This window comes from Undibacterium sp. Di24W, assembly GCF_049340325.1.
In the GTDB taxonomy this organism is placed as follows: Bacteria; Pseudomonadota; Gammaproteobacteria; order Burkholderiales; family Burkholderiaceae_D; genus Undibacterium.
The window spans coordinates 456,832-481,159 of the sequence record NZ_JBMPOP010000002.1 but is presented as its reverse complement, the minus strand read 5'-3'; the positions used below and the strand labels follow the sequence as shown (position 1 = coordinate 481,159).

Annotated in this window: 11 protein-coding genes; 9 read left to right on the top strand and 2 right to left on the bottom strand. The window is 45.2% G+C overall.

The window, feature by feature from the left end:
* Positions 1 to 1,884, bottom strand: coding sequence for a hypothetical protein (locus ACO0KZ_RS05600; RefSeq protein ID WP_422993591.1), 1,884 nt, complete (start codon positions 1,882 to 1,884; stop codon positions 1 to 3).
* Positions 1,885 to 3,036: 1,152 nt separating this feature from the next.
* Between ACO0KZ_RS05600 and ACO0KZ_RS05595 the strand changes: the two genes are divergently transcribed.
* The 6 genes from ACO0KZ_RS05595 to ACO0KZ_RS05570 are packed head-to-tail and all read left to right on the top strand — an operon-like array spanning position 3,037 to position 14,886.
* Complete coding sequence (locus tag ACO0KZ_RS05595; protein WP_422993589.1) at positions 3,037 to 5,478, top strand: type I restriction-modification system subunit M; 2,442 nt, start codon at positions 3,037 to 3,039, stop codon at positions 5,476 to 5,478.
* A 5-nt stretch (positions 5,479 to 5,483) separates the two neighbouring features.
* Positions 5,484 to 6,773, top strand: a complete 1,290-nt coding sequence (locus ACO0KZ_RS05590; RefSeq protein ID WP_422993587.1) for a restriction endonuclease subunit S — start codon at positions 5,484 to 5,486, stop codon at positions 6,771 to 6,773.
* A complete protein-coding gene (locus tag ACO0KZ_RS05585) occupies positions 6,770 to 8,533 on the top strand; it encodes a DUF262 domain-containing protein (RefSeq protein WP_422993585.1) in 1,764 nt (587 codons plus the stop codon). Before ACO0KZ_RS05590 ends, ACO0KZ_RS05585 begins: the two co-directional genes overlap by 4 nt.
* Positions 8,526 to 11,018 carry a DUF262 domain-containing protein gene (locus ACO0KZ_RS05580; protein WP_422993583.1) on the top strand — a complete coding sequence of 831 codons (2,493 nt, stop codon included), beginning with the start codon at positions 8,526 to 8,528 and terminating at the stop codon, positions 11,016 to 11,018. The genes ACO0KZ_RS05585 and ACO0KZ_RS05580 overlap by 8 nt, the downstream gene beginning before the upstream one ends.
* Positions 11,011 to 14,118 (top strand): type I restriction endonuclease subunit R, encoded by a 3,108-nt coding sequence (locus ACO0KZ_RS05575; protein WP_422993581.1) that lies wholly within the window; start codon positions 11,011 to 11,013, stop codon positions 14,116 to 14,118. Before ACO0KZ_RS05580 ends, ACO0KZ_RS05575 begins: the two co-directional genes overlap by 8 nt.
* A gap of 6 nt (positions 14,119 to 14,124) precedes the next feature.
* A complete protein-coding gene (locus ACO0KZ_RS05570) occupies positions 14,125 to 14,886 on the top strand; it encodes a M48 family metallopeptidase (RefSeq protein WP_422993579.1) in 762 nt (253 codons plus the stop codon).
* A 374-nt stretch (positions 14,887 to 15,260) separates the two neighbouring features.
* Here ACO0KZ_RS05570 and ACO0KZ_RS05565 read toward each other — a convergent pair whose 3' ends face one another.
* Entirely contained in the window at positions 15,261 to 18,581 is a 3,321-nt protein-coding gene (locus ACO0KZ_RS05565) for an NERD domain-containing protein (protein ID WP_422993577.1), read from the bottom strand.
* A gap of 222 nt (positions 18,582 to 18,803) precedes the next feature.
* Here ACO0KZ_RS05565 and ACO0KZ_RS05560 point away from each other — a divergent pair, with 222 nt between their 5' ends.
* The 3 genes from ACO0KZ_RS05560 (at position 18,804) to ACO0KZ_RS05550 (ending at position 24,200) form a co-directional block, all read left to right on the top strand.
* The gene (locus ACO0KZ_RS05560; protein ID WP_422993575.1) at positions 18,804 to 19,577 is read left to right on the top strand and encodes a hypothetical protein; all 774 of its coding nucleotides are present in this window, start codon (positions 18,804 to 18,806) and stop codon (positions 19,575 to 19,577) included.
* Positions 19,578 to 19,589: 12 nt separating this feature from the next.
* Positions 19,590 to 22,892, top strand: a complete 3,303-nt coding sequence (locus ACO0KZ_RS05555; RefSeq protein WP_422993573.1) for a DEAD/DEAH box helicase — start codon at positions 19,590 to 19,592, stop codon at positions 22,890 to 22,892.
* A gap of 120 nt (positions 22,893 to 23,012) precedes the next feature.
* A complete protein-coding gene (locus ACO0KZ_RS05550) occupies positions 23,013 to 24,200 on the top strand; it encodes a PIN domain-containing protein (protein ID WP_422993572.1) in 1,188 nt (395 codons plus the stop codon).
* Positions 24,201 to 24,328 lie beyond the last annotated feature (128 nt).

Here is a 24,328-nt window from a genome sequence, read left to right as displayed (position 1 = left end):
TTAAGCGTCGGCGTTGGCGATGTAACAGATGCGAAAGCCTGTTTTCAATCCTTCTTCTCTCAACGTATAGGTAATGGAGTGAGAGTCAGACTCAATCGAACTTCTTGCCTTCTCGTCTGCATAAGCAGCTGCTATTAACGCAGATTTCTCATAGCGTCTGTCGCCAAGCCACTCACCGAATCCAGGGGATTCGACAAAATCTAAACCTTCATTATTTGAGAATAATTGAAAATTTGAATTGAAAAGCAATTTGCCATTGGGAGAGTAGCAATCGGATGAGTCTTTGCCAAAGCGACGATCACTACCTTCTACACACCAGCCTCTTTTCTCCCAATAAGAGTCCCGTGGCCGACGACCGCTACCGCCCCTTTCAATCGTATGTAAGGCAGACAATGCGCTCTGATCAGGTTTTGCTGGTGGGGCAATTTGACGCCATTCATCCACTGAAAGTAAACGCACGGGAAGCGCGGTTTCTCTCTGAAAAAGCCCGCAGTATGCAATTGCGTCGAGCCAAGTTACACTTACCGGAAGACTCTGATCTGGATCAGAATTAACAGACATGAGATTACTTTCTATATCCCAGTTTGCCTCTCTCGCTCGTTCCAATCGAGTTTGCCCCCAATCCTTCTTAACGTAAAACTCAAAAAACTCACGAATCGTGATTAGCGGCGAAACCATTAAACAGTATTTATCTAAGCGGTGTGGAACAAAGTAGTTATTCGTTTTACCGGTAATTACGCGTGGGGTATTGTAGCCTTCAGCAAAAAGCTCCTTCTCAATTAACTTTTTATAACCAGGCCAAGTGCGAACAGTCCCACCATTTAAATAGTGCTTTTCCTCCGCCCGATGCTCTAACTCTTCTTGCCATCTGCCTGTTGAAAAATACAAATGTGCATCCAATTTATTTTGGCTGATGGCGCTTGGCAATTCCTCTTTTCTAAAAAAGGGGTAAAGATTATTTGATGAATATTTTTCGTCTCTTTGGTCGCGAATGATCCAATCAAAACATCCGTTTTTCCCTTTAAGAAACACAATATGTGAATTGTCCGGAAGTGGAATTACTTCCACCCATCCATCATTTGAGCTTTCAACTTCTTGTCGGAATAAGTGGAATACCTTCAACTCAAATTCCTTCTCTAGGATGCTCATATTGTAGGATCTCATTACGGGTTCTTTGATCATTGGATCCATGAGATTGTCGCCGATCAAGCAGTACATTGAGCCAATGAACTCAGAAACTGCGTGAAGCATCAATGTCCTACCTGTTAAATCAAGAAAGGAAAGTTGGCAACCGTCGCGCATATGCACAGCACGCAAAACTCTTTGTTCAGCCAATGCAACGCAATAATCATATATAGCTTCATCGGTGTCGAAGTATTGACCCGCCACTTCTTGTACATCCATACGACCATAACCACTAGGGGCGAATAAATATGAACCGACGCCAGTGAACATGCGTTTAGGTAGCGGCAATTCGGAGCTGAAAAAGCGGTCAGCCAATCTTCGAGCAGTCAAAGCATCACAAAATCCAGGTCGAAATTGCCATTTAATGAGATCAGTTGGCGTATGCATCCCATGCTCATCCAGAAACTTTTGGATCTTCGGATATTCTTCATTTAACCAATGTCGATGGGACTTTGCACCCAGCGATTTTGCGATAGAGTCATAAAGCGAGGTCGCTTTCAGCGCTTGTCTTTCTTCGTGAGTTTGAGCATTTTCGAGCTGCTTTTCACGCAGATGATTTACAGCGCAACGAATGTCGGCTGGATCCAAACCATCAATTTTTATGGACCAGTATTTTGTTGAATCGGCGGACGTGGAATTCGGCTTATCTGCCAATACATAAACATCACGCGTTGCGCGTAACAGGGAACGATTTTTCATGAAACTCTCCAATTTAGCTACGACGCAATAGGCCGTGCTGCCTCAAGCAACTAGTAAGGGTTAGTAAATTGATTTGGAGAGTGAGGACGAATCCTTTGAGCTAATCGACTGAGAAGGCAGCTACTCAGTGGTGGTCGCTCAGAAACCACGCACACTTAAGTGCGTCGAAATTCTATCACCCAAATGAATTTCCACGCAAGGAAGTTCAGCAAAATCTTTTATGCTGAGATTTCTCCAGAAATCGCACGTGATTTGATACACCATTAAAGTGAGTTAATTTCGATCACCGGAATTAATCAAGTTTCTCTTGGCATCGTGAAAGCAACTGCCCTGTCTGGAATCGATAGGAAAAGTGTGGCTTCAAACGGGTGAAGCCTTGAAAATCTAAATGTAGAAATAGCAGCCATCTTGGTTTAATCTAAACGAGGGATGTGTCTCATACACTTTGGAACAATGTCGTCTGACATATCGGAGATTCTAACCACTTCCAAATGCTCTTGGTCAAATTTTGATGGGTGGATTCAATTAGGTACTTAATCCAGGGTGTGCTTTTCTATTTTTTCTAGGAGCCTCAATTTGCGCGCTTACAACAAGCATATTTAGCGAGCACAATTTTTTGAATGCATATACTTTAGTGGATATAAAAAGTTGTTCAATGAGATGCCGGAAATTTAGGCCAACTCATAAGTTGATTTCATTTACATGTAAACAAAATCAAGTCCAGCAATGGGACTCATGAGCATGAGTCAAATGCCACTTACATCACCGCTTGTATTTAATCAAAACTATCGTCACACAGCTCTAAGGTTTTCATTTAAAAGAATCCCAAAAATTACATGTAAAAAATTTTCACTTTCCAATAAAGAGAGTCGATGTTGCTGCTTATGCTGCAACTAAAACTCACCCATCATAAATGAGACCCTCAAGTCGATGGATAGCGTCGCAGTCTTAGTCGCGCTGATGCATTGATTTTCCTCACTAAACGACTGAACTTTACCTAGCATTTGATGCCTAAAAGCACCAGAATCTGGTAATGTTCCCCCTCTAGCGCGAGCGCAAAGAATAAAAATTTTCGCGAAGATGAATTTGACAGAATTTGTAATTTCAAAATTCATGGGCCTCTGGGACCTTTGAATACATTCAGGAAGCCCAATGGCAATCAAAAAGACAGAGCTCTATTCCTCCCTATGGGCCAGCTGCGACGAACTGCGTGGTGGCATGGACGCCAGCCAATACAAAGATTACGTACTTACCTTGCTGTTCATGAAGTACGTATCCGACAAATACGCCAAAGACCCTCACGGTTTGATTGAAGTGCCTGAAGGCGCTGATTACAACGCCATGGTCGCCTTAAAAAACGATAAGAACATAGGCGAAGAAATCAATAAGATCATCAGCAAACTTGCTGAAGCCAATGACTTAAAAGGTGTGATTGACCTTGCCGACTTCAACGATGAAGATAAACTCGGCAAAGGCAAAGACATGGTGGATAGACTCACCAAATTGGTGGGTATTTTTCAAGGCTTAGATTTGGCGAGCAACAAAGCCGATGGTGATGATTTGCTCGGTGACGCATATGAATATTTGATGCGCCACTTCGCGACAGATTCCGGCAAATCAAAAGGTCAGTTCTATACACCAGCGGAAGTCTCTCGCATCGTTTCCAAAGTGGTTGGCATTACCAGCGATACACCACAAGATGCCACCGTGTATGACCCCGCCTGTGGTTCCGGCTCTCTCTTGTTAAAAGCAAGCGATGAAGCGCCGCGTGGCCTCACCATCTTTGGGCAAGAGATGGACAATGCGACCAGCGCCTTAGCTCGCATGAACATGATCTTGCATGACAACGTCACTGCCAAAATTTGGCAAGACAATACGCTCGCCAATCCCTATTGGAAAAACGATGATGGCAGCTTAAAGGGTTTTGATTTTGCGGTTGCCAATCCACCGTTTTCAGTCAAGAGTTGGAGCAACGGCATCAATATCAATGACGACGAATTTCGTCGTTTTGAATACGGCACACCACCCGACAAAAACGGTGACTATGCCTTTTTGCTGCATATTCTCAAGTCACTCAAAAGCACAGGCAAAGGCGCAGTGATTTTGCCGCATGGTGTTCTATTCCGTGGCAATGCCGAAGCACGAATACGCACTAACTTGATTAAACAAGGCTATATCAAAGGCATCATCGGCTTACCCGCCAACCTGTTCTATGGCACAAGCATTCCTGCTTGTATTATCGTTTTGGATAAAGCCGAAGCAGCGACGCGCAAAGAAATCTTTATGATGGACGCCAGCAAAGGCTTTATGAAAGACGGCAATAAAAATCGTCTGCGTAGTCAAGACATTCATAAGGTGGTGGATGTATTCACCAAGCAACTTGAGTTAGATCGCTTCAGCCGCAAAGTCAGCATCAAAGAAATTGAGTCCAACGATTACAACCTCAATATCCCACGTTACATTGATTCGAGCGAACCAGAAGATTTGCATGATCTCAGTGCCCATTTACAGGGCGGCATCCCCAACCGCGATATCGATGCCTTGCAACATTTCTGGCAAGCTTTTCCTAGTGTACGCGCTGCGCTATTTGCGCCAGATCGCGCTGGTTATAGCAAAGCATTGGTCGATGCGCATGCCGTGAAATCGACGATTCTAAATCATGCAGAATTTAAAGCCTTCGCACAAACGGCGATTGATCTATTTCACGTCTGGAAAAATCAAGCCAATTTGCGCGATTTAAAAACCGCTGCCGATGGCAAACACGACAGCCCTAAAGAAATTATCCATCGCATTTCAGAAAGTTTGTTGAGTGCCTTTGCTGAATCACCGCTGCTGGATAAATACGACATCTACCAAATCATCATGGATTATTGGGCGGAGCTCATGCAGGACGATGTCTACGTCATCACGCAAGACGACTGGCAAGCGGGCAAGCAATTACGCGAATTGCTGAACATGAAAAGCGCTGATGGCAATGCCAAATCCAAAGAAACACCAGATCTGATCATCGGCAGAACTAAATATAAAGCTGAATTGATTCCACCGGCTTTAATCGTTGCACGTTTTTTCCAAGCGCAACAAAGCGCAATCGACGCTCTACAAAGCGAATGCGATGCCAGTACGCAAAGCTTGGAAGCCTATATCGAAGAACACGCGGTCGAAGATGGCTTGCTCGCCGAAGCAATGAATGACGCTGGCAAAGTCAATAAAGCTAGCGTTGCCGCACGTTTAAAAATCGCGACAGACAAAGATGAAATTGCTGCGCTGAAAAAAGTCAAAGACCTGATAGAAACAGAAGCAGAACACAAGAAAACCGTCAAAGACGCGCAAGACGAATTGGATACTTTAGTGTTTACCAAATACCCGAAACTCAGCGTTGAAGATATTAAACAACTCATCGTCGATGATAAATGGCTAGCGAGTCTGCAAGCCAGCATCATTGCGGAAATCGAACGCATCACCCAACAACTCGCGAATCGCGTCAAAACCTTGGAAGAGCGTTACTGTACACCCATGCCTAGTTTTATCGATGAAGTTGCAAGTCTCAGCAGAAAAGTGGATGTCCATTTGAAAAAAATGGGCTTGGTATGGTGAACGCGATGGAAAAGCAATTGATACCGGCTGGTTATAAGCAGACGGAGGTTGGGGTTATTCCTGAAAGTTGGAGAATTGGAAGTCTCGATAATTTTTGGAACGTAACTGATTGCAAGCATGTTACCGCTAAGTTTGTTCCAAACGGCTACCCATTAGCAAGTATCCAGGAAGTGCAAAGTCGGTTTGTCGACCTAACAGATGCAAAACAAACCACCTATGAGTTCTTTAAATTGTTAACCGATGGAGGAAGGAAACTTGAGACCGGTGATCTTCTCTTAAGTCGAAACGCCACCGTTGGTGAAGTTGCACAGGTTATGGATTGGCATCCTGAGTTCGCTATGGGACAGGATGTTTGTTTGTTACGAAGAAAGAACAAGGACGATTCACCAGTATTCTTGCAAGAGCTTTTTTCGTTTTCCACCATAAAGAATCAATTAGATGATTGCATGGTTGGGACAACATTTAAACGCGTTAATGTAAAGCAAATCAAAGCACTAATTGTTCAAATGCCGGGCCATCAAGAACAAACCGCCATCGCCAATGCGCTATCCGATATCGATGCCCTAATCGCCGCCTTAGAAAAATTCATCAACAAAAAAAGCGCCATCAAAACCGCCGCGATGCAACAACTCCTCACCGGTAAAAAACGCTTACCACCATTCGACCAGCTCAACACAGGCTGCAAACAAACCGAGCTGGGGGAAATTCCGGGGGATTGGGAAGTGGCCTCCCTAGGCGAAATCGGAGAGACAATCATCGGTTTAACTTATAGCCCTAATGATGTTTCAGATTTTGGAACGTTAGTTTTGCGATCATCAAATGTACAAAATAATCGATTGGCATTCGATAACAACGTTTTTGTCAACATGGTCCTTCCAGATCGGGTCATTGTTCGAGAAGCAGATGTACTCGTATGTGTTCGAAATGGTAGCCGTCAGCTGATCGGAAAATGTGCATTAATAGATGCGAAGACTGCTGGGTGCGCATTTGGCGCATTTATGTCAATTTATCGCTCGAAGAATAGTCGATTCGTTTTTTATCAGTTTCAATCGAATATTATTCAGGACCAGATAAATGAAGTAATGGGTGCAACAATTAATCAGATAACGAACAAAGATATGGCAAGTTTTAGAATCCCATTACCGAGAGACGAAAAAGAGCAAACTGCCATCGCCAACGTCCTGTCTGACATAGATAGAGAAATCGAAGCCCTACAACAACGCCTACACAAAACCCAACAAATCAAACAAGGCATGATGCAGGAATTATTGACAGGAAAGACGCGCCTCATATGAATGCAATAGCCACTCCTTTAAATCTATGCCTAAAGAATATTTATGAATTACTCGGCGAACAATTTTTTATACCATCCTACCAACGGGGTTATCGGTGGACTTCTATTCAGGTAAGTGAGCTGTTGGATGATATTTGGGAATTTAGCCAACAGTCGGCAGCTGATAAATCAGCATTCTATTGCCTTCAGCCTATTGTTGTGGCCAGACGAGGTGAACGATGGGAATTGGTTGATGGGCAACAACGGCTTACTACACTTTACGTAATTCTGCATTACCTAGAAAAAATGCATTTGCGTAGAGAGCTGCACGAGGCCTATAAAAAATCACTTTATTCGATGACCTATGAAACACGCGAGGGGAATGCGGCAGTTTTGCAAGACATCCAACCATCGTGCGAAACTAAGGATATTGATTCTTTTCATATCGCTAGAGCCTATGAGGTAGTCGCTGAATGGTTTTCCAAGCGAGATTACAACGAAAACAATCAATTGCTTGCAACGTTGTTAGCCAAGCCTGGTGGTAATCAGTCAGTCAAAGTCATCTGGTATGACCTGTCAGATGAGTGCGTAGATAATGATTATGCTATTGACGTGTTTTCGCGTATCAATATCGGAAAAATTCCGTTGACCAACGCTGAACTCGTAAAGGCGTTATTTTTGCGGCGCAGCCATTTTCCCGAAGAGCGTGCAAGTTTGAAGCAAATTCAGATTGCGTCGGAGTGGGACGCCATAGAGAAACAATTACAGGAGCCAGCCTTTTGGCACTTCATCTACAAAGGTGCTTCGGCGCAAAAATACGAAACAAGAATTGAATACATATTCGATTTAATACAAGATAAGAAAGCTGGGGACGAGCCTTACTTTACATTTCATAAGTTCAATGCTGATTTTATGAACAACAAAGATGTTGATGATTTGTGGATGAAAATTAAGAACTACTTCCTCACTTTTGATCAATGGTTTCGGGATAGGGAGCTGTACCACTTGATCGGCTTTTTAGTCGATTGTGAGCGCAACGTTGCAAAATTGAAGGCTCAATCTGAACTTGTTGCTCTAACTAAAACGGCCTTTAAAAATTATCTGCGCGACGAAATTCGTAAGGAAGTGAATTGCCAATTATCTGAACTGGAGTACGATAAAGATAAGCCTCAGATAAAAAAGGTATTGTTACTGTTTAACATTCAAACACTTCTAGCGACCAAAGAGGCCGACGTTCGTTTTCCGTTTGATCGTTTCAAAAACGAGCAATGGGATATTGAACATATTCAGTCGCAAACTGGCATAACACTTTCTGGTCCAGCTCGTGAAGCATGGTTAGTAGACATGCGCGAATATTTCATGGTTGGAGACCTTTGCAAAGAACCCAAAATTCAACAGTTCGTTGACAAGATTAATCAACTTTGCGCTCAGGTAAAAATAGACGATGTTGAATTCACGACCCTCTACCAGGATGTGTACAGACATTACGTTGGAGAAGATATACCTTGGATGAATGAACTACGGAATTTAGCATTATTAGACGCCGGAACAAATCGTAGTTATAAGAACGCGTTATTTCCCGTAAAACGAGCACGAATTATTCAGAATGACATGCGTGGAATCTTTGTCCCTATTTGTACAAAAAATGCATTTCTTAAGTTTTATAGTCAAACATCTTCCGATCTGAGGTATTGGAGGAAATCCGATGCGGATGATTATCTTGCTGCAATTGCTAAGATTCTTTTTGACTATTTACCTGAACAAGGGGAAAGAAATGACTGATCTGGTATCTCTCGCTTATTCAGGCGAGCGCATAAGTTTTTTTCAGCTCTTCACTCAGAAAAAGCTAGTAGTAGAAATTCCCATTATTCAACGTGACTATGCTCAAGGACGAGAGAAACAGAGTGCCGTTAGGGAGGCTTTTTTGACAGCCCTCTTTAGTTATTTGGAGGAGGGGAAAACTCATCGAGACCTCGATTTCGTCTATGGAAGCGTTGCTCTCAATGAGGCCGATAACCTAATCGACGGCGGTGATATCTCTGGTCGGTTTATTCCGCTTGACGGACAGCAGCGATTAACTACGCTTTTCCTGCTACATTGGTATTTGGGGCAAATATCCGGTAAGGCGGAGTACTTTCGCACAGCACTGGGCGTCAATGGGCGGTCTCGATTTACTTATAAAACTCGAAGTAGCTCAAGAGAGTTTTGCGATGCCTTGTTAAAACATGATCTGAATCTTGAATATCTGCGCAACAATGATGGAAATGAGAAAATTATTTCCGCCACTATCCAGGATGCGAGTTGGTTCTACCTATCATGGAGTGGTGATCCAACTATCCGCGCGATGCTCAATATGCTGGATGCTATCCATCAAAAATTTAAAGGCTGTGCTGATTTTTTCGAACGTCTAGTTGATGAAGAGAATCCGGTCATCACTTTTCTTTTTCTGAATCTGCACGAGTTTAATCTTACAGATGACCTTTATATAAAAATGAACGCCCGCGGAAAACCGCTAACACATTTTGAAAATTTTAAGGCTCGGCTTGAGAAGAAACTGAAATCATTCGGAGGACCATGGCCAGTTTATAAATTGAAGTTTCGAGATCTGCCTGTTGGAGGATACGAATATTTTATTCATAAAATTGACACTGATTGGGCGGATATTTTCTGGGACTATAGGAATGAGAGCTCCGACGATAATACCTATGACGATGAATTAATGAATTTTATTGCGATGGCTTTGGCCAATTGCCATTTGTTACAAACCGGGCAAGAGAGCAAAATGTTCGGTTCAGTAGGCGTAGTTAGAAGATTATCGTTCATGGAATATGAGGGGGCAGGATGCCTGACACAGGGTAATTTGGCTCAGCTTATAACCCAGTTGGATTTACTAGGTAGTCACGGCAAAATAAAGCAATACCTTGACACTAATCCTTACTACGATGAAGAGAAGGTATTTAAAAAAATTATCACGAACACCACAAATTATTCTGAAAAATTGCGGTTCTATGCTTTTTATGAATTACTTGCGAGAGGGTTTCGGGATGAACACTTGTTAGATTGGATGAGGGTTATATTCAATCTAACTGAGAACACGCCTTTTAATACTCTAGATAATTACTATAGGGCATTGAAAAGTTTACGAGATTTAATTGCACACGCGGAACCCATCCATACCCTGCTTAAACGCAATGTGGTTGTTTTAGGTTTTACCCAAGAGCAGATACTCGAAGAAAAGATAAAAGCACATCTTTTAACAAAATCGCCAGCTTGGAAACAAGAGATTCTTAAAACTGAGGCCCACCCTTATTTCGAGGGGCAAATCGGGTTTATTTTGAAATTTTCCGGAATCGTTGACTATTACAACGAACATTTCAGTACCGATTGGGGCGATTCCGATGTCAATTATTTCAAGCAGTTTTGCTTCTATGCGCAATCTTCATCAGCTGTGTTTTCTCTCATAGCTGCCGATTCCCGTAATATCAACTACGCATGGGAGCGTGCTGTATTGTCCAAAGGGTTTTACATGAATGGGACTACTGTTGATAGATTTAATCTTTTGAGTGCTCGTGGCATAAATAATATTGATCGTGATCATAGCTGGAAAAGACTGTTACGCCCAATTGGCAAAGATCCTTTGTGGGATCAAAAACAAAGCTTTGTAAAAGCAGTGTTTGATGATCCAGATTTCAGTACGGTTGATGTCAAGGGGGCATTGGAAGTTATATGTGCGAAAGCGTTAAATACGTCTCAAGGCAACGAATGGCGGATGCTACTGATTGAGATGCCACAGCTTTTTACTTTGTGCAGACAAGGATTTATTGTTCACAACAATCACGAGATAGTACTGCTGCATGAATCACAAAGAAATCACTATCATAGTGAACTTTTTTCGAAATACTTAGAACTCAAACTTCTCTCAGAAAAAGTAAATTGTAGTCCGTTTGAAAGAGTTAGGTATATTCCAAGTAAGACGTCGTATGAACTCTCGAATCTTTTCTTTGAACAGTTTCACCACGAAAAATGTTCCTATCGTTTGACTATTTGGTACGAATCAAATCAGTATAAGCTCGCATTTAGAAATGGTAATGAGAACCCGTTTTCCGATGATGTCTCTAAGATTCTAGAATCTGCTGGATTTTTCGTTCGTATGAAGGCAGATAGTGGCATTCAAGAAGGCTTCTACGGTGTTTGCGACACACCATCGCAGACTATAAGCAAGCTAGCCTCTCTTTTCGAGTCATTGAGGGAGCTAAAAAATGACTAACGTGGGACAAATAGAACGGCACACTCAAAATCGAGTCGTTCAATTTTTTCAGTCCGAACTTGACTATCACTATTTAGGTGACTGGCACGATCGCCAATCGAATCGCAATGTTGAGCCTCAATACTTGCGTGCATGGCTTACTAGTCGAGGCATTGATCCAGTTTTGATCGAGAAAGCAATTCGCCGCCTTGATAGCGCTGCTGCTTTAGGAGAAGGCAAGAAACTATACGATGCGAATAAAGAGGTCTATCGCTTGCTGCGTTATGGCGTAAAAGAGAAAACTGGCGCTGGTGATGTAAAGCAAACCATTTGGCTGATTGATTGGGAGGAACCTCAAAACAATCATTTTGCTATTGCAGAAGAAGTGTCGGTGAAAGGCGAAAACAAAAAGCGTCCTGACATCGTTTTATACGTGAATGGTATTGCGTTGGGGGTGCTGGAGCTAAAGCGCTCTTCGGTGTCGTTTAGCGAAGGCGTTCGTCAAAATCTAGACAATCAAAAGAAAGATTTCATTCGCAATTTTTTCACGACGATGCAATTGGTGATGGCCGGCAACGAGACTCAGGGCCTGCGTTACGGCACGATTGAGACACCAGAGAAGCATTACTTAGAGTGGAAAGAAGACAGCACACAGAAATTTGAAAATCCATTGCAACGACATCTTGCTCAGGTTTGCAATAAAAAGCGTTTTCTGGAAATCATCCACGACTACATTGTGTTCGATAGCGGCGTTAAAAAGACCTGTCGTCATAATCAATACTTTGGAATTCAAGAGGCTAAGCGTCATATTGCGCGTCGTGAAGGCGGCATTATTTGGCATACTCAAGGTTCAGGCAAAAGTTTGACGATGGTGTGGCTGGCTAAATGGATACGTGAAAATGTTAGGGATGCCCGCGTCTTAATTATTACGGATCGCACCGAATTAGATGAGCAAATCGAAAAAGTATTTAAGGGTGTCGATGAAGAGATACAGCGTAGTCAAAGCGGTGCGCATCTCATGGCGAGTATCAATGAGCCTAATCCATGGTTACTGTGTTCCTTGGTTCACAAGTTTGGTCGTCATGGTGATGATGAGGATGAAAATTCAGCGGATGACTACATTGAAGAATTACGAAAAAATCTCCCAAAAGATTTTTCAGTAAAAGGTAATTTATTTGTTTTTGTGGATGAATGTCATCGCACACAATCAGGCAAGTTACATGATGCGATGAAGGCGATTTTGGTTAGCGACAAGGGGCCTGAACCGTTGTTCATTGGTTTTACTGGAACTCCGCTACTCAAGAAAGACAAACGCAAATCGCTCGAAGTTTTTGGCCCTTACATTCATACCTATAAGTTCAATGAAGCTGTCAACGATGGTGTGGTCTTGGATTTGCGCTATGAAGCGCGAGATATCGACCAAAGCATTACCTCTCAAAAGAAAGTTGATGAATGGTTTGAGGCCAAGACGCGAGAACTAACAGCGTTTAATAAAACCCTGCTGAAACAAAAATGGGGCACCATGCAAAAGGTGTTGTCGAGCAAATCCCGCCTTGAGCAGATTGTGAACGACATCTTGCTGGATATGGAAACTAAGCCGCGCTTGATGGATGGACGCGGTAACGCCATGTTGGTTTGTGCCAGTGTTTATCAAGCGTGCAAAGTCTATGACATGTTCAGCAAGACTGACTTTAAAGATAAATGTGCGATCGTCACGAGTTATAAACCGACTGCATCTGATATTAAAGGCGAAGAATCTGGTGAAGGTTTAACAGAAAAACTGTTTAAGTACGATACCTATCGAAAAATGCTCGCGGATTATTTTGAGCTGCCAGAAGACGCCGCCGTTAATCGAGTAGAAGATTTTGAGAAAGAAGTAAAACAACGGTTTATCAAAGAGCCGGGACAAATGCGCTTGCTCATCGTTGTTGATAAGCTTCTGACTGGCTTTGATGCGCCATCAGCGACCTACTTGTACATCGATAAGCACATGGCCGACCATAACTTATTCCAAGCGATTTGCCGTGTGAATCGATTAGATGGTGATAACAAGGACTATGGCTACATTGTCGATTACAAGGATTTGTTTAAGTCTTTGAATAAAGCAGTTCAGAGCTATACCGAAAATGCGCTCGATGGGTACGATGCAGACGATGTAGCTGGCTTATTAAAAGATCGCTTGGGGTTGGCGAAGATTGAGCTAACTGATGCGCTTGAGGCGGTTAAAGCTTTGTGTGAGCCCGTCATGCTGCCACGCGATACCAAAGACTACATTGCATATTTCTGTGGTGATACGAGTAAGCCGCAGAGTTTGTTAGACCGCGAAGCATTGCGTGTCGCACTGTATAAGACCGTCAGCAAATTATTGCGTAGCTACGCTAATATCGCCAATGAGCTACGTACAGCTGGGTTTAGTGGGGAAGAAGCTGAGCAAATAAAGCAAGATGTCGTTCATTACGAAAAAATGCGTGATGAAGTGAAGTTGGCAAGTGGCGATTACTTAGACATGAAACGCTTTGAACCAGCCATGCGCCATTTGCTCGATATGTACATTCGCGCAGAAGGTAGCGAAAAGCTGATTGATTTTGAAGAGCTAGGTTTGATTCAGTTAATCGTTGAAAATGGTGACGCTGGTTTAGATGGATTACCCGAAGGTATCAAAAAGGATCCTGAGGCGATGGCTGAAACCATTGAAAACAACATGCGTAAGACGATCATCGATGAAAATCCAGTGAATCCAAAATACTATGAACGGATGTCGGAATTACTCGATGCCATCATTGAGGAGCGACGCAATCAAGTAATCAGCTATCAAGAGTATTTAGAGAAAATCAAAGCCTTGGCACGCAAGGTGATTAAGCCTCAGGGCGATACCAAGAATCCTTATCCTTCCAGTATTGATACTCAGGCGAAGCGCGCTTTGTTTGACAACTTGAACAATGACGAGATTTTGGCGAATAAGATCGATACCGCCATTCGCTATACCAAAAAAGCGGATTGGGTAGGTGATCGTTTCAAAGAGCGCGAAGTTGCGAATGCTATTCGTCAAGAATTAGAGGGCTACGATGTGGATATCACAAAGGTGCTGGAGCTGGCAAAAAATCAGCGCGAATATCAATAAGATTTTTTGAAAGCAAGAATTTTGGGCAGAATTATTGACACGGGTTCGACAGAAGATTTTTTAGTAATCAGTGGATTGAAAATTCAAGTCGTACGTAAAAGTATTAAAAATTTCCATCTTGCGGTTTTGCCGCCAGACGGAAAAGTCCGTGTGGCAGTACCTCATCATGTGACGGATGAACGCGTCCGTTTGGCCATTATCTCAAAGCTTGGCTGGATTCGACGCCAACAAGCCGACTTCAACGCGCAGCCACGACAAACCGAGCGTGAAATGACCAATGGCGAAAGTCATTATCTCTGGGGTAGATCGTATCGTCTTGAGGTCATTGAAGACAATGGAAAACACCGCATTGAAACAAAGGCGAAGACAAAATTACGTCTTTACGTCCAACCAGGTACTTCCACTGAAAATCGGCTAGCGGTGTTGAACAGCTGGTATCGCGAACAACTTAAATTAAAGGTCGATGAGCTAGTTCAGCATTGGGCTCCCGTCGTTAAACGAAGACCAAACGCATTCGGTATTCGAAAGATGAAAACTAAATGGGGTAGCTGCAATATCGAGGCAAAACGCATTTGGCTAAATCTTGAACTAGTGAAGAAACCGCCTGAGTGTCTAGAATACATTCTCGTTCACGAGTTGGTTCATTTGCTCGAACGGCATCACAATGAGCGCTTCCGCAAATACATGGATAAATTTCTGCCGAAGTGGCGTGAGAGTCGTGCTTTGCTGAATAAATTGCCTTTGGCTTATGAGGATTGGCAGTATTAGAGGCTTATCTTGAACTAACAAGCTTGGCTTGCGTCGAGTTCTGCTAGTTTTGCCAACAGTTTAGTATTTTCATTCCAGCTTCATTTTTTAGTTACAGCAGGCTAAAGAGTTACGTGCGCTCCTTTTGGAGCGTGAGAATGGGTTGAAAAAATCTCGATTGCCAACCTTAAATTAATACAGGAACTGAAGCGAATGAACGCTGATTTGAGTAATACACTGGAATCGAAAAACAAGATTCTACGAATGAGGACAACCACATGAGCATGTCGCGCACCGAAGAAAGACGAATCTGCAGCGACTGAACAAGCAACTATCGAAAATGCCAATGCAACTTACATGAAAGCAAGAGAGCTGAAGCACTCGCCTCGAGTTGGCTACAATGAACTGGAACGGAAACGGTGACGTTCTTCAATCCGTCTGATAGCACTAAGGGCATTCGTGCCGCAATTCTTGTTATCAGACAGATCACGAAGAGCCGCTAAGTCGTCAATGTTGCCGACTTCGCCTAATACTTGGATGGCGAAGCAAGCGATGCTGTCCGGATCGCAATTGAAACCGCGTTCAAAATAACTGACCTGTTGAATTCGATTTTCTAGCGCGTTTCGGCATATTTCGGATGAGGTTAGTGGATACTTCTGGACTAATGACTTTGGCGTCCCGTCAGAGGAGAGCATCGCCGAAGTCGTAAGTTTTAATGCGCCGGCTGCGGAGTTCTGGCATCGTTCCAAAAGAGTCGATCTCGCAGCCAAAGTATGATTAGAAATCTCGGCATTCTCAACGTCTGCGCGGTTAGCCCAATAAAAGAGTTCACCGCAAGCCAACAATGCACTATCCGCTTCGTTGATCGCACTTCCCCTCGAGGCGGGAAGCTTGGCACCCAAACTTCCTAGAACTTCATGTGCAATAACGAACACCTCCACGGCCTCTTGTGGCATGAAGCATGATTTGTCCGGCAAAGCCGTCCACTGTGCAATAGTAGGCGCAACAGTATGATCGTTGAATTTGGATAGTTGACGAATAAGTATTCCCAGGAACGAAACGTAGTTCGCCGTCGCCCCTCGACATGCTTTTGTGAAGAGTTGTTTCTTTCTCGACTCGTCCAACGACTGGATTTCGTCCCAATAGACCGCATCAAATGGATGGTCAAACTGCCATGAGAAAAGTCCCCAAGCTGCAGAGTCGGACTCGCGACCTTCGCTGTCCAATGCATTTTGAATTTCGTCGCGCACGATAGAGGCATAGTTCTGTTCGTCCTCTTCCAGCGCACCTAATCTACCGAGAGCTTCAAAAATAATTGAGTTCATCATGACACCCAACTTGTCGAGTATCGCCTCCAGCGACGCTATAATCGTCGTGCGATGTGGCTCCCCTGCATCACGAAAATATTGTGCGAAATCGATTAGGGCTAGCTGGAGATGATAAGGTTGGGCTCTCACATTGCGAAGCAGTTGCGCCACATATGGTGCCGTCTCAAGTTTGTGCGATGTAAATCTCATCAGTCCGATAAGTAAGTAATGTTGCCCAACTGATTGTGCACAATCCCATGCTTCTAGGATCGCAGGCGAAAACTCGCGTGTCTCTTGCCAGCGAAAGGACATCCCGCCGCTATGAATAAAATTGACGAGTTGTGAAATAGCTGCTCCACGATGCATGACATACGCTGCGGAGAACATTTCGTGTCGAAGCGGCGTCTTCATCGCTTTAGTTTCAGCTTCATTGTTGGTCGTAAAATTCACGATTGCATTGTCTACATATTGGCACGCCGACAATACGACGTTCAAATACTGTCCTCGCATTAACCCATCCCCGATCGCGCTGATATATGCGTTGAAATTTTTCAGCTCGCTATTGAGTGTGGTAGGGTTAATTTCTACACTATTCCGTCCTTCGCCAATAAAATGAAAATCCAGAGCCTTTGCTTCCAAGAGCATGACATCTAGTACAGCTGTGATTTTCCTCTTAACGAAAGATTGTGCAGTGGCTCCACACTCTCCTTGATAACAAGCGGAGAGGAGGTCTCGGTCATTCAGATTGCTTAGTACGTCTTGCAAGACCCGGTCATCGTCCACCGCTCCCAAAATGAATACTTTCGAAGAGGAAAATCGAGGTGACTCGAGGGCGTCTATGATTCTCTGAGTATTTCCTTTTGCAGATCTAATAGCGGCTTCTGCGGAGAATGCAGCGAAAAACAGCTCGTGAACAAAGCTAATTCTGTCGCCCCGCACATGTAGTAATTTGGACTGCACTAGTTGCTGTCCATCGAGGTGCACTAAGTTGGCGGTATCACAAAGGCGGTCAAATTCACGGACAGACAGACTGAAGCAGGCTCCATAGACTAGCCTTTCCGCGACTGACGTGAGGAGCCGAATGCCCTCACTGGCGGCAGTGCCAAGTTTGATCCGCGCATAGGAGTCGAACAGCCCGAACCTGCTCGACCCAATCGGCAAAGTAGTTCCAACTTGTCCGGCGAGCGAGGCTTCTAAGCCAGAAGTTGTAACTTCGAGGAGGCTGTGTAGATTTCCGGTAGGATCAGTTTCAGTAAATTTCGCAAGACTGGCTTTGAGCTCATCAGACGGGCGGTGTACAAATACCGTATGGGCTCCGAGAAGATCGCATCGAACAATGTCCTGCTGTGTGCTGACAACGACGCTGGCGTTATAACGAAGCGAAAACGCTCTGAGACTTCTCGTCAAATTGAGCTGCAGACCTTCTGGGCATTCGTTATAGCCATCCATGAACAAGATCAAGCGTCTGCCAAGAGTTCGCGCCATTTTGGTGATACAACTTGCCGATCGCATTCCTAGTAACGCCGCTTCCTTGTCGAGGAGCCGCTGAAAATTGCCTTCGAAACTTCCGCCGCTGACAAAGACTGGAAGGCAATCTACACCTAAGCACGACACCGCACAGAAAGTGGCCAACATCGACTTTCCGCATCCGGAGGGACCCTTAATGAAGATGCCGCTTTCGCTGGAAAGTACCAGCGACTGGACCGTCTCTGGCCCAATCTTGGCGTCATCGAACGTATATTCGTCCTTTACCAGTCCTTCCGCTAGTGGAGTATGAAAAGCCCGGAACGCGGCCGTGTAGACTCGATGTGTTCTTTCGGCCGCGAGAACTTGATCATCAAGTGCTGCGGCAACGCTTGCTACTTGTTCCAGTCGTAACCGCATTGCGAGCGCCGCACATTGCTCTTGAGTCAAAAGTGCCCCTGAAGGACGCTCCAATTCTGAACCAACCTGGCTTAGTCCTGCAATAACCACCTTGAAATTGGAGGTTAGCACTGAGCCTTTCGGTATCTCGGGGGTGATGACGACTAACCCATTTGGGTAACCATCGGTTTGGCAACCTCGCTGGATTTCATCGCGGAGGGCATTTCTAACGTTCCAGGCCTGCTCGTACGCATTGCGAATTTTCCGGGTGCCGTATGGACCATACTGTTCCCAAGGGCCATTCGTTCCTCCTCGTACTGAGAATGAATAGCTTTTCGCTTCAATGACGACTGTAGTCTTTTCCGTAAATACCACCAAATCGACCTGTCGATCAGCCAAATGGAAATTCGCAAAAACATATGCCCATTGCCCCATTTGGCTCAAGGCGGTGCAGACCTCGCTCAGACAGTCATAGTCCGAGCGGTGCTGGATTGGTTCCCCGATATAGATTTGTATAAGTGTCGGTTTCTCTGGGTTGATGGTCATTTACTGGTCCACGAAAGGGCTAAACGGAATGAGAAAACTACACGTCTGCCCATGTCATTTGATTTTGTTTTCCTATAGCATACTTTAGTAGCGGGAGAGCTCGAAGAGAAATTTCAGAATCTATGGATTTTGGGAAAGTTGTTTGACGGCCATCCTAGACCTGACAACGATGGGCAGATGGGTTAGAGTCTTGCTTCGCCCGTTGCTGGTAAGAAAAAAATTATGCCGATCACATTAACGCCATTTCCTGCCCATCCTGAATATGAAGGATGCGAATGGACGATTACCGACGTTGATCTACTAGCCAAGTGGATAGCGTGGGTAGCAGTTGGACAAAGTTACCATGTCTCGAACATTCTCCACCTCGCTGGCGCAGCGCCATTGCCGACCAATGCCGACGCGGTAAAAGAGGCAGTCAAACTGCTGACACAAGCTGGAAAATCACCGGACCATCGCGATGGTTGGATGTTCCAAATCATGTCTTGGCTAGCTGCCCACAAGCGCACACCGAATGCTCTCATTGCGGCCCCACATATGATTCATGCGGAGAAAGGATTGGATGGTCTAGAAATAATTTTGGACGCTAATCAGAAAGTGACCGGAACCGTGATTTTTGAAGACAAGGCAACTATAAATGCAAGAAGTACCGTACGAGACCTTGTTTGGCCAGAATTCGAAGATTTTGAGAGCGGTGCTGCGGTAAGTCGAATGAGCCAAGCTGCTGCGGGAATTCTTGCAGCATCAAAACATCCAAATCCATCGCAAGCGGTGTCAGCGATTGTGTGGAAGAGCTCCAAGCGGTATCGCCTTAGTATCACCACAAAGAAGAACACGCTAGCGTCACGAAATTCCTTGTTTAAGGGATATTCATCCTCTGTGAAAGGGGCTGTCGAACGGAGACGGGGTGAAATTTTTCCCATAAAAGATTTACGACCTTGGATGGCGACATTGGCTGACCTCGCTATTGCGCACGCTAAGAAAATAAGTATCACCTAACCGCGACCTCAAATGTTCGATGCCGAAACCGAGAATCTCATAAGAAATGCCCCCCCGCTTGAGGGGCTAGACCTTAGTGCCTTGCCCAAAGACTTCACCAGAATTTTCGCAAGTATTGTTGCAGCCCGAATGAGATTGCGAAAAATGGGCTCTCAACAAAAAACAGAAGATGTGGTTACCCCAGATCCTTCCATAGGATTGAGGCAAGGTGTTCAGAATGAGATTTCCTTCCTTCTACACTTAGCCAATACGCAGGAAGCCCTGATTTCAGTAAGCCCAAACCGTATCGATAGAAAGTCAGCGGCATTTGTCGCTGGGACTGCACATTACGTTTTGCTCCAAGCTAGACGCTTGATAATGGATACGGAAGTATCTAATCGTCTTGGCATCAATTCAATTCCTCCTGAGATTTCCGCAACTTTGCTATTTTTAATAGCAGGTGCGAGCGCGGACGCTTCGCAGATGAGTCGTGAAATAAATAGTTTCTTGGTGGCTGAAAATGGAGTTAGAGGGCACCTGATCCGTGACATTGGGCATTTTGCTTCAGGTCAACTAACAAAAATTGGGACACCAGGTGAGTATGCTATACATCCTAGCGATGAATCACCCGCAGAGCGCGCTTGTAGTGCTCTCTACCATCTGATCCATCGGAACTTGTCTAAATTTGCACAGGTAATGCTTGGCCAGTTAGACCAGCAGTCAATCGTCGCTGAGTTTGCCAGAATTGAAGAGTTGGCAATGAGCTCGATGCCAACTGGCTATAACTTCTCCTTTTATAGTTTATTCTCGGGTCCACGCCATCTCGCGGTACTTTTTAAGTGCTTAGCACAGGACTTTCCAGAGGCGAGTGTCGCAAACATTCCAGTGCCCAGTGGCTGCGACCCTGCCCGGTGGGAAGCAGGCGTAACAATTATCGCGGGAAATCGCCCATATCTTTGGCCCAACCATTTGGACGCCATTCGAAATGGATACCTGAATGTGGGAGTTTCGTCGGCGATAAGTTTTCCGACTGGTGCTGGAAAATCAACTCTTTCTGAGCTCAAAATTCTCTCCACACTGAGCGCAAGTCTGAAAGTCGTCTTTCTGGCACCTACCCTGTCGTTGGTCGATCAGACTGCCCGTGCGCTTGACGCCGCCTTTCCATCTGCCAAGGTTGAGCGTGAACATGCAAGCGACGACCCCTTCGGATTCGAAGATGACACATTACCGGCAATTACTGTCATGACTCCTGAAAGGTGCTTGACGCTCATGGGATTTGAGTCAGCACTTTTTCGAAATGTTGGCCTCGTCGTGTTTGATGAGTGCCACCTTTTGCATGCTACAACGCCAGAACGAGGGCAGCGAGCAGTTGACTCGATGTTGTGTGTGCTGAATGCGCTTCAGTTTGCGCCGAAGGCAGATTTGCTGCTCCTATCGGCGATGATGAGTAACTCCGCCGATCTTGCAGGCTGGCTCCAAACAATCACGAAGAGACCGTGCTTATCGCTGTCGATGAATTGGAAGCCGACGCGGCAAGTACGAGGCTGCATCGTATATGCCGCGTCGGAAATAGTCGCGCTTAAGAAGGCCGCGAGCATTGCTCGGGCTGCGAGTAGTGCGGTGAATCCCCCAAAGGCTGTCCAAAATACATTGCTCGCTAACCCACAGGGCTTCTTTGGACTCAAACAAACTTGGAACACGTTAGATCGGAACGACTACGCCTTAATTCGTCTGTTGGACAAACCAGTTCCACTCGCGTTGAATTCGTTCTGGAGGCTCACTCCAAATGCAAACCAATTAGCCTCTGCTATTGCAGCAGCTGCAATTGGCGATTCCGCAGAACGGCCACTTAAGACGCTAGTTTTTTGCCAGACCACAGTGAATGCAAACAGCACAGCGGAGTCTGCAAGAGATAGAATCGGGCTTTATTCAGTGAAACTGACGCCAAGCGAAGCTGCTCTTTACCAATTGGCGTTAGAAGAAATGGGCACGGCAAGAGCTCTTTTTGTCGAGCTAACTGAAGACCTCCGTGTAGCGTCTTCAGCACTTCCCCACCATGCGCGCCTGCTGCCATCCGAACGTCATTTGCATGAGTCTCTATACAAAAGAAGTGACGGGATTAATGTGTTGGCAGCGACTTCGACACTTGCCCAGGGTATGAACCTCCCAAGTCAAGTTGTCCTCATCGCCGGCGACAGCCGATTTGATAAAGGTGCGAATCAACTCGAGCGCCTTGAGGCGCACGAACTTCTCAATGCTGCTGGTCGAGCTGGCCGAGCTGGAGAAAATTCGTACGGATTCGTGCTCGTGATTCCAAGTAAAGTAGTTCACTTCAACGACGAAGATGGACTGATACACGATCACTGGACTGAACTACAAGGAATTTTTTCACAAAGTGACCAATGTCTAGCAATCGAAGATCCGCTTGAGGCAATTCTCGACCAAATTCACTCGGTAGGAAACGAAGAGAGTGAGGCGTCCGAGTATTTTTTACGAAGGCTGCCCCTTGGTGCCGACGCTGCTGATCCTGACGCTCCTGCAAAGGAGCTTCTTTCCAGGACCTTTAACGCATATATGCGCAATAGAGCTGGTGACGCTTCGTGGATTTCTTCGCGTATTCAATCGGCGTTAATTGCCCGCAAGAAATTGTCTGGCCCTCAAGAAACGATAGACTGGGCCGACCGCCTTGGAGCTAAGTTTGGTGTCGAGCCAACAACCCTACGCTCTTTGCATCAGCACTTCAATGTGGCGCCGAGCCAAGACAGTATTGCCAGTTGGATTTCCTGGTTGTTCGTTTGGTTTAGAAATAATGCTTCTTTGTTCCCGCATTTAGTCAGAGGACAGGGACTCGAAACATTGTTCGGAAAGCCGTACACAACGCTTACTGATGATGAGCAGCGGGGGCTCTACGCTCTGGATCGTTTAGAGCCCATTCTATTGCTCTGGATAGCTGGCGGAACACTGTACGATATCGAATGTAAATTCGGTACTCTTCCTAATAGAACAAAAAAGTGTGATAACGCTCGAGATTTTGTGCTTCGGATTGTTCCTGACCTTGCGTACCTTGCCTCGCTGCCGGAACTAGTGCGAAAAGAAATCGGCGATTCGAGTGCGGTCTCTTTGAGTTTTTCACTACTAAGCGGATGCGTTCGCGAAGGTCTTGATTCGGTAGAAAAGCTTGCGCTATTTAACTTGCGGCGAAAAGCAGGAGAGCGAATTGCGTGCCATAGTCGGTGGAAAAAAGTAGCGCCCTTCGTGTCGCCGCCGACAGCTAACGAAGAGTGGTCAGGCCTGTACCAGCGTGTCAAGATGGGGGCGCTGGTTGCCGATATATAAACCGCACTAGGGCAACAGGAAATATAAAGCCAAATCTAGCTTAGACCGCTGGCCTGACTATCCTTGTTCGGCCAGTAGCTATCAGCGAAATTATACGCATGGACTTGTGGGGCGGAAGCGATGCAGCCAAGCATTCACGTTGTATCGAAATTATTTGTAGTATTTAAATTGACAAATTCTATGCTGATAATTCACCTATTTATAGACACAAATGTTCTCCTCAACTTTTATCATTTCGCCGATGACAGCTTGGAGGAACTAGTGCAACTAATCGACATGATTAACGACACGGGTATTTGTCTTCACCTTCCCCAGCAAGTGATAAATGAGCTCGCTAGAAATCGTGAAGCTAAGCTGAAAGCCGCAAATGATCAGTTCATTAAAGAGTCTCTTCCGTCCGCTGTACCTCGTCACATGCAACATTACGCACAGTGCGCGGAATATGTGGCTGCGATTGAGCTAGCAAAGAAGCTGCGGAGTCAACTTGCGAGTCTTGCATTGGCCGATGCGTCTAATGAGACCCTTGCGTCCGACGGATTGATTCGTGCTGTTTTTGGTAAGGCAATTAAATATCCTGAAGACGAAGGCATTTTTGCAGCTGCGCTACAGCGAATGCAGAAGGGAAACCCACCTGGGAAAAATGGTAGTGTTGGCGATCAATACAATTGGGAGACATTGTTGAAGGAAGTGCCAGAGGGCGATCTTCATATAGTTTCCAAAGATGGGGACTATGCTTCGCTTCTAAATAAAGGTAGACCGCATCCTTCGTTGGAGAGCGAATGGGGAGACAGAAAGGGCGGGCATCTTCACATATATAGCGACCTCAGGGCGTTTTTGAAGAAATATAATGAGATGGTTGCTCAAGCGCCTATCACTCAACACGTGCCGAGGCATAGTGCCGTAGACGCACCTGTGACGCCTGTTACCCTACAACCAGACTCTGTGGAATTAGGTCCAATCGTGGTGCCACCTCAGTTTTCTGCACAAGAAGAAGTTGTCGAAGAGGTCAATCCAGAAAAAGAAGCAGCTGTGCATATGCTTGTCGACAGTGTGTCTTTTACCACCACTCATGCCGCGATTTCCCGTCTTAATTACTTTCGAAACGCGCTACGGCGCTCAGATGCTGAGCGTTTGATTCAAGCGGCTGTGGACAATGCTCAAATTCGTTGGATAGCTACGGACTCAGATGTCTATGCATTTTTCGCGTCTCTGCTAACAGAACATTCAGATATTGATGCTGAGCTCTTCGAACAGGCGGTAGATGTATTTGGCCTGCGACCTGAGCCGGAAGAGCCAGTTAGCAGTTAATCGAATGGCGACTTGCTGGCTGACGCGGTTGGGCACGTGACCGCCCCTACAGTCGCCTACAGCTCCATTTGGACCAGTCAAGTTTCTAAACTCGCCGGTTTCCATGCACCCCGAGATCATAGACGAAG

Coding starts and splice junctions, on each gene's coding strand:
- ACO0KZ_RS05550 (WP_422993572.1), top strand. CDS start 23,013: ATGCAGCCAAGCATTCACGTTGTATCGAAATTATTTGTAGTATTTAAA.
- ACO0KZ_RS05565 (WP_422993577.1), bottom strand. CDS start 18,581: ATGACCATCAACCCAGAGAAACCGACACTTATACAAATCTATATCGGG.
- ACO0KZ_RS05600 (WP_422993591.1), bottom strand. CDS start 1,884: ATGAAAAATCGTTCCCTGTTACGCGCAACGCGTGATGTTTATGTATTG.
- ACO0KZ_RS05575 (WP_422993581.1), top strand. CDS start 11,011: ATGACTAACGTGGGACAAATAGAACGGCACACTCAAAATCGAGTCGTT.
- ACO0KZ_RS05555 (WP_422993573.1), top strand. CDS start 19,590: ATGTTCGATGCCGAAACCGAGAATCTCATAAGAAATGCCCCCCCGCTT.
- ACO0KZ_RS05585 (WP_422993585.1), top strand. CDS start 6,770: ATGAATGCAATAGCCACTCCTTTAAATCTATGCCTAAAGAATATTTAT.
- ACO0KZ_RS05580 (WP_422993583.1), top strand. CDS start 8,526: ATGACTGATCTGGTATCTCTCGCTTATTCAGGCGAGCGCATAAGTTTT.
- ACO0KZ_RS05560 (WP_422993575.1), top strand. CDS start 18,804: ATGCCGATCACATTAACGCCATTTCCTGCCCATCCTGAATATGAAGGA.
- ACO0KZ_RS05595 (WP_422993589.1), top strand. CDS start 3,037: ATGGCAATCAAAAAGACAGAGCTCTATTCCTCCCTATGGGCCAGCTGC.
- ACO0KZ_RS05590 (WP_422993587.1), top strand. CDS start 5,484: ATGGAAAAGCAATTGATACCGGCTGGTTATAAGCAGACGGAGGTTGGG.